Origin of the sequence: Bacteroides sp. f07, from assembly GCF_042854785.1 — a bacterium.
Taxonomy (GTDB): domain Bacteria; phylum Bacteroidota; class Bacteroidia; order Bacteroidales; family Bacteroidaceae; genus Bacteroides.
In genome coordinates, this window is record NZ_BAABXI010000001.1 from 2,158,606 (window position 1) to 2,176,519 (window position 17,914).

Genomic DNA, 17,914 nt, shown 5'->3' on the forward strand with positions numbered 1-17,914 from the left:
ACTCAACTTGTTTTCGTTCAATCTGTTGTTGTCATCTGTTTGTTTCCGGCCGCTTTCCTGCCGCCTTCTTTTTTCCGATAAATGAACCAATAAAGCAACGGTATGATGAACAGGCTCACCGCCGTGCCTATCGACATCGTCCCTATCATGGCAATGGACAACGGCTTTTGCAGTTCCGAACCCATATCCGAAGAGAACAAGAGCGGAACCATGGCGAAAATCGTAGTCAGCGAGGTCATGATAATGGGACGCAGGCGCCTGCGTCCGGCTTCATGGATGGCTTCCAGCAAAGGGACACCTGCTTTACGCAGTTCATTGATTGCGTCCAGTTTCAGGATAGAGTCATTGATGACGATACCGCAGGTGACGATAAGCCCGATGGCTGACATCAGGTTCAGCGTATGCCCGCAAATCCAAAGCAGCAGAAGCGCGAATGCCACGTCTATCGGGATTTCCGCCAGGACAAGCAAGGGTTGCAGAAAGCTCTCGAACTGTGCCGAAAGGATGAAATACATCAGCAACAGGGAAATCAGGAGTATCACTACCAGTTCGTCCAGCATTTCCCGGTTCGAGAAGAAGCTGCCGGAAAAGCCGGCATCCCACTCCCCTGTATTTCCGGCTACCTGCTTCACGTCTTTTATCAGCCTGTCCGCATCCCGCACTCCATAAAAATCGAAAGGCACAAATTCCCCGTTACGCCCGGCGGTAATACTTTTCAGGTCTTCGGCAGGAGTCACCTTTACCAGTTCCCGGAGCGGGATATATTCTATATTGCCATGGTTATCCGGCTGTGTCTGTATCAATGTCTCCTGCAATACCCTGTTCACGGTTTTCTCATTCCCCGCAATATTAATCGGAAGATACTGCTGGTAGGAATGCAGCATAGTCACGCTGTTTTCGCGGAAAGCCGTTTTCAGGACACGGTAAAGTTCATTATAGGATACACGGTAAAGCAGCAGTTTTTCCTTGCTGATGCTCAGGTTCAACTGGTTCTCAAAAGCGATGCCCGTAGGATTGATTCCGGTTTCTACTGCCAGTTCATATTCCAGTTTGCGAATCGTTTCCGCAACAGGAGCCTGTGCCCTGTTGCGGGCATAAAATTCGGCTACGATATCCGGCTCGCCCGTTACAAAAAGTTTCTCGAATACCGTCTCCGGCGGAGAGAAAGAAATGACGGAGAGCGGATAACGTTCTTTCAGCCGTCGGTATATCTCCTGTTCCAAAGGGGCAATCCCGCCGGAAGTCTCCGTCCGGAAATAAAGTTCCGCTTCGGAAGAGGAAAGCTCCCTTTCCCGGTTCAGGATAAAATCCTGCCTGCCGACAGAAGCCGTCTGCTCCAGGGAGCGGCCGTCCAGTTCCTTAAAAAGTTCGTCCACGCGCTTCCTGTTTTCATCCACGTGGATATTCTCATTCCATTCTATGCGGACAATCAGTTCGTTTTCTTCTATATCGGGCATCCGCTCCTTGTCTATAAAGAAAAAGAAGAATACACAGAGCGGAATGGAAATGACGCAAAACAATACGCTGAACGTTTTATGACGGAATACCCAGTCCACTCCGGCATCATAGAAACGGTCCAGTGTATGGTCTTTTATCGGGTTATTGAATTTAAAGGAGAGCCACTTCCATTTCCGGGTATGGATACCTGTACGGTAGACCAGCAGATAAAGGACGGGAAGCAGCATGATACCTGTAAAATAAGACACCATCAGCCCTACCGTGACGGAGAAAGCCTGGTCGTAGAAGATGGCTCCGGCAATGCCGCTCATAAAAATCAGGGGAGCGAATACGGCGATGGTGGTCAGCGAAGAGCTTAGCATGGGCGTCACTACTTCACTTGTCCCTGTGATACAGGCACGTCGCAGGGAATATCCCCGTTCGCGGTATTGCGAAATATTCTCGGTCACGATAATCGAGCTGTCAATCATCATTCCCAAAGCCAGAATCAATCCGGCAAGGGAAATGATATTCAGTGACATATTACAAAGGTAGAAGAACACGAAACTGATTACGATGGAAACCACCATGCTGAGCCCGATAACCAACGGGGATTTCACGTCACCCAGAAACAGGACTGCTACCAGGCAGATAAAGAGGAATCCTAAAGAAAGGTTCTGCCTGAGATTGGAAATCGTGAAGTCCAGCAACTCCGTCTGGTTACGGCTGATACTGAAATCAATATCCGGATAGACCCGCTGGAAATACTCCATCGTTCCTACCAGCGAGTTCTTCATCTTGTCCATATTCTCATCCGCCTGCTTGATGACAGCCAGTGTCACCGCACGCTTTCCATTCGATAAGGACACGCCCTTTTCCTTCACAGGCACGATATTTACCTTGCAAAAATCCTTTAACTGCACAATGCGGTCACCCTTGCGCAGATAGATATTCTCCACATCTTCCGCCGTACGCAGCAATGTCGAGAATTTGATATTATATTCGTAGTACCCGTCACGTACCGTCATACTGCCCGGTTCTACATTGTTGGACGACAGGGCGGATTCAATATCCTCGATGGCAAGTCCCATCATGGCAAGCTTGTCCTCATCGGGCACAATCTGCACCTGGCGTTCCACCAGTCCGGTCACGTCCACCATAGCCACTTCTTCAAGCTGCTCTATCCTGCGCTTGATAACCGATTCGGCAAATTCACACAAGTCAAGAAAGGATTGCTGTCCCGTGGTAGTGCTATAAGCACTGTCATTCTTCAAGGTCAGATTCAGGTAAAACACGGGAATATCCGTTGCGCTCGCCTTGATAACTTTCGGACGTTCCGTTTCTTTGGGAAGATAGTTCATTGCGGCGTCTATCTTCTCATTGACCTCGATAAAAGCAAGGTCCGTATTAGTGCCGAACTCAAAAGACAGGCGGATGATACCTGCCCCGTCCCTCGATTCGCTATGAATGTCTTTCAAGGTGGAAACTTGAATCAGTTGGCTGCGTAAAGGTTTCACAATCGTGTTTTCCAGTTCACGGGCGGATGTATTGGCGGCAGAAACCTGTACGGTAATCTCCGGAATGGCGATATTCGAAAGCAGCGATATCGGCAATGTGGAATAGGTAACCAAGCCGATTATAAAACAGGCGGTGAACGCCATCAACACGGCGATAGGACGCTGGATTAAAAATTTTATCATGCTTACTTGATTTTGGGACGGATTATCTTACATTTACTTCTGCTTCATGCGCCAGATTCAGATTCCCGGTCACAATAACCGTGTCTCCTTCCAACAGACCGTCTTCAACTCCTTTCCGGGATTTATCGGAAACAATGTATTCCGTCGCATTCTCCAGTCCCGTATGCACATAGTTCCACATGGCCTTGCCTTTTTCCAATGTAAACACCACCTGCTTGCCGGAACGCAATACCACAGCCGTCTTGGGAATCACCAACTGTTCACCCAAGTTCCGCCTGACACTAACCCGCACATTCATACCGCTGAACAGCTTGCCTTCACCGTTTACGTCAGCCTTTACCTTTACCATTCCATTGGTATCCACCAACGGATTGATTTCGGATACGCTACCTTCAAAAGAACTTCCTCCGGCATAAGGAATAACCGTCACCTTATCACCTTTTTTAATAAAGGCAAGTTCATTCTCCAATACGGTAAATTCTGCTTCCATCCCTTTCGTATCAAGAATAGTACAGAATACTTCCGAGGTATTAGCCGGGTTATAAGGTTTTGAGAAAAGATTAGCCACCACCCCGTCAAAAGGCGCGGTAAGCGTCGCGTGTTCCGTCTCCCTTTTTGTCAGTTCGTACTGGGACTTCGACTGCTCATAACCGCTCTTCACTTTCGCAAGTTTCATTGTCTCCACAGGAACCTTACTGAAATCATCCGGCGTATATCCCTGCCCGATAAGCACATCTTTCAATTCGAGTTCAGCTTTCAACAAAGCGTCTTCCGCTTGGGACAGTTTCTGCTCCAGACGGAATTTATCCAGTTCAGCCAGTTTCTGTCCTTTATATACACGGTCGCCATTCTTCACATAAATACGGGCAATGACTTCACTCGTTTCAAAACGCAAATCGGCTTTACTCCGGGCATTCACCTTTCCGTTGCTTACCAGTTCGTGATTAAAATTCTGTCTTTTCAGAACTTGGATGGTTACCTCATTTTTTGCATCAGGAAGAACGGTGGTTACTCCTAGCTCCTGCTTTTCCGTATTGTTTTTCTTATCAGAGCAAGAGATTAGAAAACCTACAGCTAGCCACAATAACACCCATATATAGTTATGTGTTTTCATCTTTTATTCCTAATTATATTAAATCTATTTCCTCCTCACACTATTTTCTATTTTTTTCCAAAATCATAGCTAAATATTACCGGATTAGATTCTTCCGTTATTTGTTCTAGTAAAGATAGTAATTTTTCAGGATATTTCTTTCGCTTTTCCGGAGCATCTTTTACGTTTTCTTTCATTTTGACAAGCTCATAAGCTGGATAAACAAAGAAAACCCGATTATTATCACTTTCCACAAACATATAATTAGGCATCAAAATGCCATAATCCACATTCATAATCTTACCATAATGAACTATATCCTGAGTAAGCTTATCTAAAATAAAAATTCCGGGAAGATTAGTTGAGAAAAGTATTGAACGTTCGGACTCAACTACATTTGAAATTTCATATATATATTTATTACCCAAACAGTATTTTAATAATTCCACACACGAAAACTTATGCTCTTTCATGCTTTCCGGAAACTCATAACCTCCCCAATTTATATCAATTTCAGGGAGTATCTCCTTCCCTTTCAGGCTATAGATATGGTTATCGAACTTACGAGTGAAAAGAGGTGTTAATCCTCTCATCAATGTACGTCCCCGAAAGTGACAATAAGGAGCAATTTCCGGAAGAGGTTCCAGAATATCATATTTCTCATCAGGATGTTGCTTACTTACAACAGTGATGGAAGTCTCTTCCAATTTATCATTATAGAAAGTCGGTTTTGATAAGTAGATATATTTTTCATCTATGACTAAAGAATGAAAGCTTGTTTTATTGCCCAAATGAATTGTTTTGATATATTCCCCTTCCAAATCATAATATAATAGAGTAGACGGATAAGACAATAATACTAATTGTGAAGAAGTAGGGTCAAGAGCTATATCCATAAGCCTTACATACTCCCCCGGACCATTACCGACCGACTTAATGGCATGCATAAACCTTCCATTATGCGTATAGAATAAGACTTGATTGGTTCTTTTGTCCAAAATGTAATACGTACTATCGTGTTCAATAACATGATCTATAGATGCAATCAAAGATTGTTCCGCCTGTTCTAGCATGAAAACGTGGGGATTTGAAAACAAAGATGTATCCTGAACTACATCAATATAATCAGATACTACCGCCATAGAATTGTCTATGCGTGATGACGATTGACAGCAACTTAGCAGACATGCAATGCCTAATAATGAAACTCTACTATTATTTAGTAGAGTTCCTAATATATTTACAGATGATTCCATATTATGCATCCATCAGTTTACATACTGTCGTTCAGCCGAATAATCCCGCTCACATTTTACCACACCTTCACCTAAGCAGTCAACATACGTATATACCCAGTAGTATTCTCGAGCCGTATTTCCTGATGTATCGTAAAAAGGTCCTTCCTGCCATGTATCTGAGTATTTTTCCGCAAAATCTTTGTAATATTCATCCCCGGCCAAGGCTTCTATGTTTGCCAACAATAGAGAAGATATAGTTTCATGATTCTTCTGTCCACTATTATAACAAACAAAGGCTGAAACAATAAGTGCTGTTAAAGCGAATAGCATTTTCTTTCTCATAATCGAATTTTATTATGTTTACATTTTCTTTTTTCATCTCTGTATTTATCATTTCAACAAAACACAAAATCTATTTGTCATACTTGCTAATTATCTATTTCTATCTTCATCACCTCCTTTCTTATAGCTATGGCAGAGTATGTAATATATGATTCATAGAATTTTTATTACTCATATTCTGCTTTTCCTTTTAATGATTTTACTTCCTCTCTCATTTCCCTTATCGCTGTCGATTGCACCTTCGGCTCTTTTGTCAGCACCACCTCAACCGCCCACTTCAGTTTCTCAGGTTGTTGGTACTCCGGTTTCGTATATAGTTTTACCAGTAAATAATATGGATAAATCCGCCCCGGAAGCCGATGTGTAGAGCGAATTAAATATTCTTCGGCTTTCTCATACGCTCCTAATGCCTGATAATTCTTGCCGATAATATTCAGAATCATTGGATCATTGCTATGCGCCATTGCTTCCTCCAATATCCTTGTCGAGTTATCATATTCTTTCAATTTATGAAGAGAATATCCGTATTCAAAGAGAAATGCCCCACGATTCGCTAATTCCGGATATAGCTTCCCATAGTCTTCTTTAGCAGACTGATAAGCCCCTATATTATAGAGCATCTTACTACGATACCAGTCCTTACATGCAGCATATTGATTGTTTTTCCAATAATACGTTCCTAATAGAACCATCATCGAAATAAAAAGGAATAATATTACTTTAGAACGCCCGATAACACAAGCCGCCAACAGTAAATAAAATGTCACTGCAAATCCGGGAATCTGCATCGGATAAGAAGAAAAGGCAAATACCAAAAATGAAATTACTCCGCCACAAAGACCTATTCTCCCTTCACTACTCCCTTTCCATAGACAAAACGCAATTACCAACGAGATTACTAATAAAAAAGGAATCCCATATTCCATCGCTACTTGCAGATATTCATTAAAAGCATACTCCGGACTTCCTGCCACCAACTCTTCCATCTCCGAAAATTCCCCATTTGCAAAATAGTTTTCTTGCGCTCTGCCATAAGCTGAAACAAAGTTCCCTGTGCCATGGCCTATAAGCGGACTTTCGGCAATAGCCATACTACTGATTTTCCACATGAACAAGCGTCCATTGGCAGAGGTTGCTTTTAGCTGGAAAAGAGCATAACCTGCCACTATGATTATAACGCTGCCTACAATGCAAGCCAGTACTAGTTTTTTCTTATATTTTCGTCCAAATTCCTTTAGTTTGCTTCCCCATGAAACATGCATCCCATACACCCATATACCCGATATTGCGGCAGCAATCCAAGCCGAACGGCTCATTCCGGCAGGCAGTACACAAAGAATCAACAGCATAACTCCTAATGCCACATAATATTTTCCCTGTTCTACCCATGTACGTTCTGTTTTTTCTTTCAAGTTTAGCCATTCATACAAGCAAAGCGGGAATATCATCGCCAAATACCCCGAATAAGGTCCCGGATTATAGAAAGAGCCCGTAAGTGCATATAAAGAGTGATTGGAAACAGCCAAGCCGTATATCTGCCTCAATCCCCAGATAGCTTCCATTCCACCCAGGACAATCAATACCCACGTCACGATGGTTGGAAAAGACAAATAGTTTTTTCTATTCAGACAAAAGGATAATAGACAACAAGCGACAAAAACAAAAGTCATGCGTCCCAACCATAGTTTTTGATATGCCATTTCACCGACAGGAATATCATTCGGAGTAGCAAAAACCACTACGCTCAAGATTGCCGCAACTCCTGTAAGAGTTATTACATCCGCCATATTCTTCTGTGTCATCCGCATCAATTCCAACTTTATTTTCGTTCTTTATTTGATTTTCTTCATAATTCTATTCCAACGAGGTTTCTCCGTAAATTTATCTTCCGAATACCATATACGGGAAGCTTTACCTACAATGTACTCTTCCGGCAACATCCCCCAATATCTCGAGTCCTGCGAATTAGCCATATTATCACCGGAAACAAAATAATAGTTCTTTTTAAAGCGATATTGGGTAATAACGCTGTCCCCCAATACTATCTGTCCGTCTTTTATACGTAGTTTCTTCTTCTGTTCCCAACCTATCAACTGCCTGTACAAAAGGCAGTTCGTACGGTTCATCATTACTATCTGGCCTTTCTTGGGAATCGGCAAAGGTCCGAACTCACGGATAGTCCAACCTATTTGTTTGTCATACGGAAATGTACCTACTACAATGCCATGCTGTTCCGGATGCTCCAAGTTTGCAATATAGTATTGGGCATTATGGTTTCCCAACTGTTCATCGCATCCACGTATTTTATAAAATCCTCCCCGAATCTCCAACGTATCTCCCGGCAGAGCAATACAACGCTTTACATAATACTGCATTACATCCATCCGAACGCTATCCCAACGGTTCATTTGATAAGGGAAGTTGAAAACCAGTATATCATTTCTCTTGAAATTCCCAAATCCGGGCATTCGGTGAATAACAACATCCTCATTATTCAAAGCTGCAAACACATCGAACAAACGGGCCCCCTTTATCATCTTATTAACTAATATCCGGTCGCCATCCTTCAACGCCGGTTCCATAGAGTCCGAAGGTATCCTGAATGAAGTAAAGCAGAACAGTTGCATCAAGAATAGAATTACCACCATACAGAATATGAAGAATGCCAAATTCTCCAGTATTGCCAAAATTCTCTTCGCTTTGTTCATAAGCTTCCCTTTAATTGAACCAATTTACGATAAGCCATCAGCCCTAACACACATTTCACACGTTCGTCGTCATTATCCAATAATCCAACAGATGGAAAAGTCATATTCTTCATTCTTTCCTGCAAATAATCCGCCCACAAACATAACTGTTTCCAATGCATATCAGCGTAACCGAAATCCTGTTCCGCTTCTACAATAGCAGTTGTCATCATCAACATATTGGCAGCCGCTTCTACGGCACAGTCTTCCAATTTCACTTGTTTACTGGCAATGGGATACAAACCTATATCGTAAGGAGGATACTTCTTTATCCAATGAATATCTTCACAATATGCAAATACAGGATTCAACAAACCTTTCATCCAGTCGGTACGGTTAAAAAACAACAACGTTGGAAAATTTTCATAAGCTTCTCTGACATTACCTAAAGTATCACCAAAACAAAAAAGCTTATTATCCGAGGATGACACAAACCTATGAGAGGATATAAAATTACGATAAGCAGGAAGCATTTGTTCGGCAAAAGCTTTATTCCCTGCTTGAAACGCCTTGATATTCCACCGATAATCCAATTTACTACATTCTGCTTTCAACTCCTGATACCTGTTTCCTACAGACATCATCAATTCTTTTATTTCTCTTGTTCCACCCTTATTCCAAAGTGGGCGTAAACTCTCACCACTATACTGGAAAGTTTTCCCTTCTTCATATCCGAGAAGCAATACCCCCCTATTTTCATTTCCCGTACACAATTTTTGAGATAGAATGATATGATTATCTTCACACGAAAAGGTTGTTTCATCTGCTGCCATAGCCAAATACAAACTGTCGGACTTCACAAAACACCAATCCTTATCGACCCAACTATCAACTTTCCTCTTGCCAAACATCCATTCCGTGTCCACGTCGAACAAAACTTCCACCGCATGTTCCTTTTCGCTTTCCGTACGAACCTGATAGGTCAGAAAACCAACAGGCCATCCTGTCATATCCCATTTTTCCGATAAGGAAGGGGAAACAAAGTCAATCTGAAGTTCCACATCTCCACATTGGAAAATAAATTGAGTCTGCGTGGCTTGCACTTCCATTTCTTTCAAAGTTGCCGGTTCCGCTTCAGCATAAGTTTTATTTTCGATGTACAAACCAAAATCCAACAAGCCGGCACCTCCCGTATTACGACAATATGCAGCCAGAATATTATCTCCATCAATTATTTGGTTAACAGCTTCATCAGTCAAGCGCTGACATTTCGTTAGATGCGTAAATCCATTCTCTAACAGAAATTCCCCATTACAAAAAAGTTTTATCCGGTCGTCGCATACATAGCGGGCATACACTTTATGACTCTTCAAAACATCTTTATTATCTACCTTGACATGCCTGCGGACATAAATATTCTCCGCTCCCCAAAGAGTATGAGCCGGATAATAATAACCCCTTGTCGGACCAAAAGCTCCGTTACCTTCATTCCACAAAGAATCATTATATTCTCTCAGTTCCCATCCTTTTCCCGGATACAAAAAAGAATATTTCCCCGTCCATCCGATAGTATCCTCCGAAAGAGGAGCTAAAGGAGATATACGCAAAGAATCGTCTCCCATGAAACGATAAACTTTACCGTCTACACGTAAAATACCTGTTATCGGAAATGTCTTTCCGGTTCTCAACTGCGGATAACTTTTGTTTAGCGAATCGCCTATTACTTTGATACCAACATCGGGAGCAATCGCCAATAACGTATGTTCAGAAGGAGCAATACCGGAAAGATGCGAAATCTTCTTCTCCGAATAAGAACAAGCATATATCAGAGAAATAATACCCGAGATTATAATTATTCTCCATGCCACGACAAGTCTGATATGAGTTCTTATTTCCATAGTTGAGTTCCGTTTTCATAAATAAAGATTCTCTCGTCCAGTCCGCGCGTATGATTTCTCAGAAGTAACACCGTATTTACGGGAATATCCCGAAATACCAGTGAATCGGCAGTTGCTTTTATTTTTCCGGCAGACTTCCAATCCCGGTCACAATAAAATAACTCATACACATCATCAGGGCGAACATAATTATCCCGATTGCGCGGAGTATAGACAATGCGGTCTACACGGACTTTTCGGCCTAAATCAAGCCCCGCCCATCCTCCGGTAGGCTTAAAATAGTCGAAAGAAGTCCATGTTTTCCCGTCAAACACATTGGTATATTCATGCGTTCCGTCATGTTGATAGCATCCGGGAGTCCCTATGATTTTCCCTGACAGAGCAACAGTATCATTCTTCTCATAAAAAGTGACTTCCGAAATATTGCATGCACTTTTGGGCGGACCGAAATATCTAAGATAACGATATTCCTTATCAGGCCAACTTTTTACAGTCGTATTCAAACGATTAGGTCTGCCCTGTATAATAAACAAAGTGTCTTTTTCCAAAAAATCAGGATAGTTGCTCCCTTCAAAAACACCTCCTATCATCCGGTCCCTATACATATTTTCTCTCCCGATATCACACTTGGCATATAATACCACATCTTCCTTCTCCTTTCCTGCGGGATAATAGTAGATCTCATTACTCTGTTTATCAACATAAAAAGGATCGGTCAAAAAGCATAACTCTCCATTCTCATAAGTAGCCACTCTCATAAACGAACCATTCCGTACATACTGAAACGCTAGATGCCTCGCATCATATGCAGTCCAGTCAACGGGAGTCCAACGATCCCTATCACTGACACATAGATAAGCTATTTTTCCACTCCGTTTCGTTTTATACTGTTTTTCCAAAGGAATAACCAATTCTTTCTTTAAATTATAGCCATATCCATAAGTTACATCCGTAAATTTCGGCAAACGCCAAAATGGATATACTTCTTCACCATACTTTGCCATTTGCTCGTACAGTTCCCTGTTCGCACTAAAAGTATATCTATACACTTTAGAACTATCATCCCACCGATACCACCAATTCTTACGTGCAGGTCGCAGTTTTTGTGGGAAATCAGTCATATACTCTTCTCCATCCTTATTCCACGTTGTCAGCCAAAAATGCCCGGCATTTATATAACTTCGTACAGGAACAAAGTCTATGGCACAAGGAATACCTAAAGCTCTAAATAAATACACACCAAAATCAGTCACTTCCCTACATGTACCGGATAAGTATTGTACATATTCCGGTCCTATATGCCCAAATGGATATGGTGTTACAGAAGTATAATAATAGCTTTTATCAGGCAATTTACTTATTAGATAATTAGCGGCAACAACCGGATCCTCGATATCCAATGAATCAGACATACGCAATGAATCCAACAACGAATTATATTTTTCATAGTACATTTCACGCCAATAAGTTAATGGTTCATCACCTATCCGGTAAGGCAATAAAAACTCACAAAACGTTTCAAACGAAATTTTCTTTCCCCACGGTTGTTCCTGCCAGACTTTAAATGCCCAATCAATGTTATGGCATAAATAAGCGGAATCTATCTCCATAATATCTCGCTTCTTACTGGGCTCTTTCATAGGACCATATATTTTCTTTATAGAATCAACTACTTGTTGCGGTGTTTTACCTTTACTCTTTTTCAACCATGTATAGTAAGATTTATAATTTTCTAATTGTTCTCCATCAGAATAAGTATAAAAAGGAATATTTTCTATCAGAAAACAAGCGGCTTTATACTTTAAACTATCAGATGAATTCTTTTTATAATAGCGAAGCACCTTTTCCAACTCTTGTCTATTTTCACCAGCCACTTGTAATACTGTTTCCAAAGAAGTAACATTCTCTTTTCTAAAAGAGTTTATTATTACTTTTCCAATTAACATGATAACAAGTACAATAACTAAAGTATATTTAAAATTCCTGTTCATACACTTTTAATGAGCATTTCCAGTAACTTTCACTCGTAATGGTGCATTAGATGCATTACAATAAACTGTAATAGTCTTATCAAAACGTTCCGGGCGCTCTGATTTATAAATTATTTTCATCTTTGCTATTTCATGAGGGTTAAATGGTTTCTTAACGTATTTTGCAGTAACACAACCACAAGACGTAATCACATCATTAATTACTAATGGGATTTCTCCAGTATTGCAGATTTCGAATTCTACCTCTTGCTCCTTCTCCCAAGAAAAATTACCCATTTCTATTTGAGACGAAGAAAGTGAAACAGTAGTTAGCGGTTGATTATCCAACAAAGATGAATCTAGTCTGCCTGAAATTATATTCCAATAAAGTTCTTTAATACGAGGATTCTGTATCGGATTACCAATTGCCATAACTTTATTATTTCTATCCAATAAGAATGTATGAAACCTTGAATCAGAAGAAAAATTATTAAGTTTTGTAATACTATCCAGATCATCCACACATACTGGATAGTTAAAATTGGAGGTCAATATAGCATGATGAATTTCTTTAATTCTATGAGGAGAAAAAACAAAAACAAAATTCACCTTATCAACATATAAAGAATCAATTTCTTTAATCAATATATCCCATGCCGGTAATTGCAGTTTACAACTAGTACATCCTATTGAATCAACATACGTCAATATCTTATATTCACTGTTAAGATTATAATATATAGTATCCTTCAACATTGTTGTAAAATATATTTTTTTAGGGAACAGAATTTCTTTCTGTTCCCACTCTTTCAAAAGAGAAGTTATATTACTATCATTTCTATTTGAACATGATATCAATATTAATAGCAATAATATGAAAATTCCACCTTTCATTACTGTCCAATTATTAAAATGAAAATTCCACGACATGAAATTCAGGCGAGCTACTAATTCCATAAATCTTTTTATGGATTTTGTCAACAGCAAAATTTATAATTCCTTGATCTAAAGAGTATATTTTTTGAGGAGAGCCATCCCATCCAAAAACCAATATACGATCCGGTAATTCCGCTTCCTTTGCATCCGGATTCCAAGGCTTACCATTAAATAATACAAAAAAATCATCTCCAACATTATATGGAAAGAAATATGCATCTTTGTTATCTTTATCAGGAGTAGCGGCAATAGCATTACCATTATGGAATTCCTTAAAACGCGCATACGATTGCTCAGGTCCATGAATTCTTTTTTTCAATTGCCCGTTTTGATCATAGATATCAATTAAATCTGTCCATTTATAACAAACAGCAATCCTATCTTTCATATTAGTTACAAAAGAAAATTTAAAAGCCTCCAATTTTTCATCATCAGTATATGACAAGCCTGCCACTTCTGGATAATAACCGAATTCACTGACTTTATTTCCTGCATTATTAAATTTTATAAATTGATTCTTTGGATTATAAGTCGACCCTATAAAACAATCAGAAAGTAAACCAACTTCACCATATGCCTGTAATTCTAATGTTTTTCTTTCTATAGGAAGTGTATTTTCATTTGAAATAAAATCTGTTGTATCATATGTGAATAACGTAAAGGTGGCAACATCGAATATTATGATTTGATTCTCATCAAATTTTATAATAGAAGGACGAATCATTTCGTTCGGTCCTTGTCCTAAAGAAATCCGCTGACCTATTTTTCTTTTAGAATTTAAATCAAAAAGATGAAACAATTTCTTCTCCATTGGATTCATTGTTACTAAAATAGTATCACAGACATAAACACGCATAGGTTTTAATACTTCTTTATCTGATAAAAATACTTTCCCTGTCAATTTTTGGATAGATGTAAAATCCTTATATTCAATAGTAATTGCATCTTGATAGTTACTTCCATTCTTATCTGAACAAGCAACCAATACTATAAAAAACAGTATTATATATGATTTATGGATATTCATTGTATTATTATATATTTATTATTAGGCTATATAAAAACATATTAACAATGTCTCTACATAGCCTATTAAACCAATCGATTATCTATCGCCTTATTCTACTATCATAACAAGTAGTAAAAGTATTATTTGTATATCGAATTATACATGTATCAAAATAGCTGGTCATACAATAAGTTTCACAATCGCTCTGAGAACCTTCACCTGAACTAGCCAATGCTTCTATATTAGCCAAAGCCAAGTCCGACAACTTTACATTATTTTGTGAAGTATATACATTATATCCTGTGATAGCGGCAATAGCAACAACGGCAATAATACTCATTATTTTTTGTTTCATCCTTCAATGATTTTTAGTTTACAATTTATTTTTCTCTTCTGTATCTATCCTTTCAACAGAATAGCAATAGTTTGCTACATTAATTTTTTATTCTTATGTTTGCATCGGAATCTTTTTTTAAAGGTTTAGGAGCAGATGATATGTAAGCAAATCCGGCAAGATGAACAAACTCATCATTCTGCTCCTTTTAATCAAGTTAATTATCTAATTCAACCAAAGCTAAACTTTAGTATTGGCTGATCGTTATTTACATCTGTTGCCATTATTGTTTTAGTAGCTTCATCCACCCAAATACCATATATATAATGGTCGAGTACATATTTACATAACGGTTCTCCTTTCAAACTAAATACATAAATGTGCTTTCCGCCGTCAGGAAGTTTTCCGCTTTGCCTTGCTATTTCTTTAAAGGGCGTTCCATGAAATACCGTATAAATGGCACTATCAGTTACTTGCACATCGCTAAATCCCATAATGCCTGTTGGTATACCATATCCATCTGATTCTTTGAATTCAGGTTCGTCGTGCTCACCGATACGAACTACATGAGTACTATCTTTTAAATTATAAACTTCAATCACTTCTCCCAACTGAGTAACAGCAGCCAAAATACTATTACGAGGATTATAATCTAAAAAGCTACGCCATGCCTGTGCTAATGCCGGACGAGCTTCTTGCAAGGCCTTCTCATTTGTTGTTGGTATAGCTCCTATTTTCTCTATTAGCTTACCCTTACAACTAACCTTCAAAAAACGGCTCTCACCTGAATAGTCAGGAATGACAAATGTCGTATCATTATATATGGCAAAATCAAGTGGTCGAAGTATATCTTCATCCAATGTTACCGTTTCCTCACGAAGCAGTGAATCACCGGATGAAGAAAAATCTAACCTAGTTAATTCGCTTTTGTTAGCATCTAAAGTCCATAATTCATGGTTATACAAACGGAAGTTTTCCATCGACAACATTTCTATGGGAGAATCGCCTCGTCTACCAAAAGAAGATAGATACCGGAAACTTGGGTATTGGAATAAATGCCCATAATAATCGGAACCATGTAAATCCATCACAATGGCTTTATCCCCTTTTATCCGTATCCGAAAAGGATAGCGGAACAAGGCTGTATCAAGCTCTATTACTTCTCCTTTCAATTCTTTTTCTTGCAGGAATCCAGAATAGGGAAATACATTTTTTGCATATTCCTTATGATTCTTACCACAAGAGAGCAGAATTAAAAAGAAAAGGAACAGATACTTAATATCACTCCTCAAGGCTATATCCTCCAAAAACATATTTAACTTTAGTATGGACTACCGGACAATCTACGGATCCTGTTCCAAAACATTGATATACACTTGAACCTTCACCCGCCGCTAAAGCCTCTATATTATAATTAAGCAATGTATTGAATGAAGCGTGGTGATTAGTTGAGCGTTTTGCTGTCAAATATACCACTGTACATAAAAATAAGAAGAATACCAGTTTTCTCATATTACTTTTTGTTATAAGATTAATATGGGAACAAAGATAGAAAACTGATAAACAGAAGCTATAAAATGTGTCTGACCATTTCTGACCTGATAGAAAATATTATCTAAAAGAAATAACAATCATCGAAAAAGTGCCATTTCATCGAGATTTAAAGCTATTGATGAAATTTTATATTATAGAACCAATTGATACCCATCTACACATTTTTTTATATCAATAGAAGAATCCAACTCTTTTATGTTAGAACGTAAACGTGCTACCGCTTTATGAATCCGATCGGGAGTAGCACTTCCATCAGACCATAAACTCTCACTTATATCACTATTCTTTAAAACATATCCTGTTTCTTCCATTCTTAGAAAAAGTTCTAATAACTTACTAGGCTGTGGCTGCAAAATCTTTTGTTGACCATTAAACTCTATCAAGTTCTGATCTGCATGAAATATAAAACCTCCACGTAATTTATAAGAACGTATAGAAGAACTATCATTCATTTCTTTCACTATTTTTATAATTGGCTTTTCTATAACTTCCTTCTTTCTTATAGAAACTATTTTATTTTGAACAAATAAGCTAAATTTGTAAATCATATATATACAAACGATGTATATCAATAAACCCAAAATAATTTCCACATATATTATATTCCATACGGAATAATGAAGATAAGCCATTACCTCTATTTCACAAGCATAGCCTATAAAAATAGTAAACATCAGATTGGAGCACTTACGCCATTCACTATAAGAGGTAGATGTAGATGTTACATCACCAAACCTATCCATAACAGAAATATATAATGCTGATTCCTGTGAGATACCAGATTCGTTTAAATACTTTTTCCAAATAATATTTAATGAATCCAATCGAATGGGATTCTCTTTAAAAGTGATACTATGTATCATACGGATACTAGTATCTGTAGTTATATTATTGTAATGTTTTTCCTTATCGAACTTGAACTTATATATACCTGTAGAATCTATATAACTTACTGAATCCAGTAATTCTGCATTTTTCATATTTGCCATATCTGGAAGAGTAAACACCAAAGGACCTTCCACATTCCGACTTTTCACTTCCTGATCAACCGCCTCAATAAAAGTACTTCTTGCCTTCTGTTTAAGAATAGATAGCTTAGACTCATAGGTATACTTACAAGCAAAGAAAAATACAACTCCACCAATGCAGGCAACAATAAACAACAAAATAACATTATAAGTTCTCATCATGTTTCATTTTAGTTCCTTTTCAACCACAAAGATAACATTATTTAATTAAATTCACGAATAAGCCAAACAATATCTATAGTGAGAAAAGCAAGATTCTTGCAGTCTCAACAGAGCATGGAATGTCAACCGTGTCTCTCAGAATAAGAGATTCTGTTCTATTTTTAAGATTCTCCCTTTTAATATTCAACTCAAAATCGAGCAAATAGAAAAATAAATGCATAAATTAATGCAAGAATATGCTATTCATGAGCTAAAAACTGCATAAATGAGGAATAAAAACAAGTTATTCTCTCTTGATTAAGCTCCGTTCCTTTAAAAGGAACGCATCGTTGGTCGGTGAGGATCAATGCTTTTCTCACCGACCAACGATGTATTCATCGGTGTGACTCTAAACAACCTGCATATTTTCAGCTATTCCATGCTTTTTACTACAATAAACTGATGTAGCAAAATACGATATAGCCCCACAATTCTCTGACGAAATATCATAATTAGCACTTTATTACAAACTATATGCACCACAATA

At 38.6% G+C, this 17,914-nt stretch carries 14 protein-coding genes; all 14 read right to left on the bottom strand.

Annotated features, from left to right (window positions below; genetic code table 11):
- Window positions 1–17: 17 nt before the first annotated feature.
- On the bottom strand, window positions 18–3,137 hold the full coding sequence (locus ACGHVY_RS08695) for an efflux RND transporter permease subunit (RefSeq protein WP_390598435.1): 3,120 nt from the start codon (window positions 3,135–3,137) through the stop codon (window positions 18–20).
- Window positions 3,138–3,159: 22 nt separating this feature from the next.
- On the bottom strand, window positions 3,160–4,251 hold the full coding sequence (locus ACGHVY_RS08700; protein ID WP_390598437.1) for an efflux RND transporter periplasmic adaptor subunit: 1,092 nt from the start codon (window positions 4,249–4,251) through the stop codon (window positions 3,160–3,162).
- 47 nt (window positions 4,252–4,298) lie between these two features.
- Window positions 4,299–5,486, bottom strand: a complete 1,188-nt coding sequence (locus tag ACGHVY_RS08705; RefSeq protein ID WP_390598439.1) for a 6-bladed beta-propeller — start codon at window positions 5,484–5,486, stop codon at window positions 4,299–4,301.
- A 12-nt stretch (window positions 5,487–5,498) separates the two neighbouring features.
- Window positions 5,499–5,810: an NVEALA domain-containing protein gene (locus ACGHVY_RS08710; protein WP_390598440.1), complete on the bottom strand. Its 312-nt coding sequence runs from the start codon at window positions 5,808–5,810 to the stop codon at window positions 5,499–5,501.
- A gap of 167 nt (window positions 5,811–5,977) precedes the next feature.
- Window positions 5,978–7,618, bottom strand: coding sequence for an O-antigen ligase family protein (locus ACGHVY_RS08715; RefSeq protein ID WP_390598442.1), 1,641 nt, complete (start codon window positions 7,616–7,618; stop codon window positions 5,978–5,980).
- A gap of 24 nt (window positions 7,619–7,642) precedes the next feature.
- Window positions 7,643–8,518: a signal peptidase I gene (lepB, locus tag ACGHVY_RS08720; RefSeq protein ID WP_390598444.1), complete on the bottom strand. Its 876-nt coding sequence runs from the start codon at window positions 8,516–8,518 to the stop codon at window positions 7,643–7,645.
- Window positions 8,515–10,395, bottom strand: a complete 1,881-nt coding sequence (locus tag ACGHVY_RS08725) for a glutaminase domain-containing protein (RefSeq protein ID WP_390598446.1) — start codon at window positions 10,393–10,395, stop codon at window positions 8,515–8,517. The genes lepB and ACGHVY_RS08725 overlap by 4 nt, the downstream gene beginning before the upstream one ends.
- Window positions 10,386–12,341, bottom strand: a complete 1,956-nt coding sequence (locus ACGHVY_RS08730) for a transglutaminase domain-containing protein (protein ID WP_390599664.1) — start codon at window positions 12,339–12,341, stop codon at window positions 10,386–10,388. The genes ACGHVY_RS08725 and ACGHVY_RS08730 overlap by 10 nt, the downstream gene beginning before the upstream one ends.
- A gap of 51 nt (window positions 12,342–12,392) precedes the next feature.
- Window positions 12,393–13,322: a DUF1573 domain-containing protein gene (locus ACGHVY_RS08735; RefSeq protein WP_390598448.1), complete on the bottom strand. Its 930-nt coding sequence runs from the start codon at window positions 13,320–13,322 to the stop codon at window positions 12,393–12,395.
- Window positions 13,273–14,328, bottom strand: a complete 1,056-nt coding sequence (locus tag ACGHVY_RS08740; RefSeq protein ID WP_390598450.1) for a BF3164 family lipoprotein — start codon at window positions 14,326–14,328, stop codon at window positions 13,273–13,275. Before ACGHVY_RS08740 ends, ACGHVY_RS08735 begins: the two co-directional genes overlap by 50 nt.
- Before the next feature lie 82 nt (window positions 14,329–14,410).
- Complete coding sequence (locus tag ACGHVY_RS08745) at window positions 14,411–14,665, bottom strand: NVEALA domain-containing protein (RefSeq protein ID WP_390598451.1); 255 nt, start codon at window positions 14,663–14,665, stop codon at window positions 14,411–14,413.
- Between the two features lie 209 nt (window positions 14,666–14,874).
- On the bottom strand, window positions 14,875–15,957 hold the full coding sequence (locus ACGHVY_RS08750; RefSeq protein WP_390598453.1) for a BF3164 family lipoprotein: 1,083 nt from the start codon (window positions 15,955–15,957) through the stop codon (window positions 14,875–14,877).
- Window positions 15,926–16,156 (bottom strand): NVEALA domain-containing protein, encoded by a 231-nt coding sequence (locus ACGHVY_RS08755; RefSeq protein ID WP_390598455.1) that lies wholly within the window; start codon window positions 16,154–16,156, stop codon window positions 15,926–15,928. Before ACGHVY_RS08755 ends, ACGHVY_RS08750 begins: the two co-directional genes overlap by 32 nt.
- A gap of 173 nt (window positions 16,157–16,329) precedes the next feature.
- Complete coding sequence (locus ACGHVY_RS08760; protein WP_390598456.1) at window positions 16,330–17,388, bottom strand: transcriptional regulator; 1,059 nt, start codon at window positions 17,386–17,388, stop codon at window positions 16,330–16,332.
- Window positions 17,389–17,914: the final 526 nt, after the last annotated feature.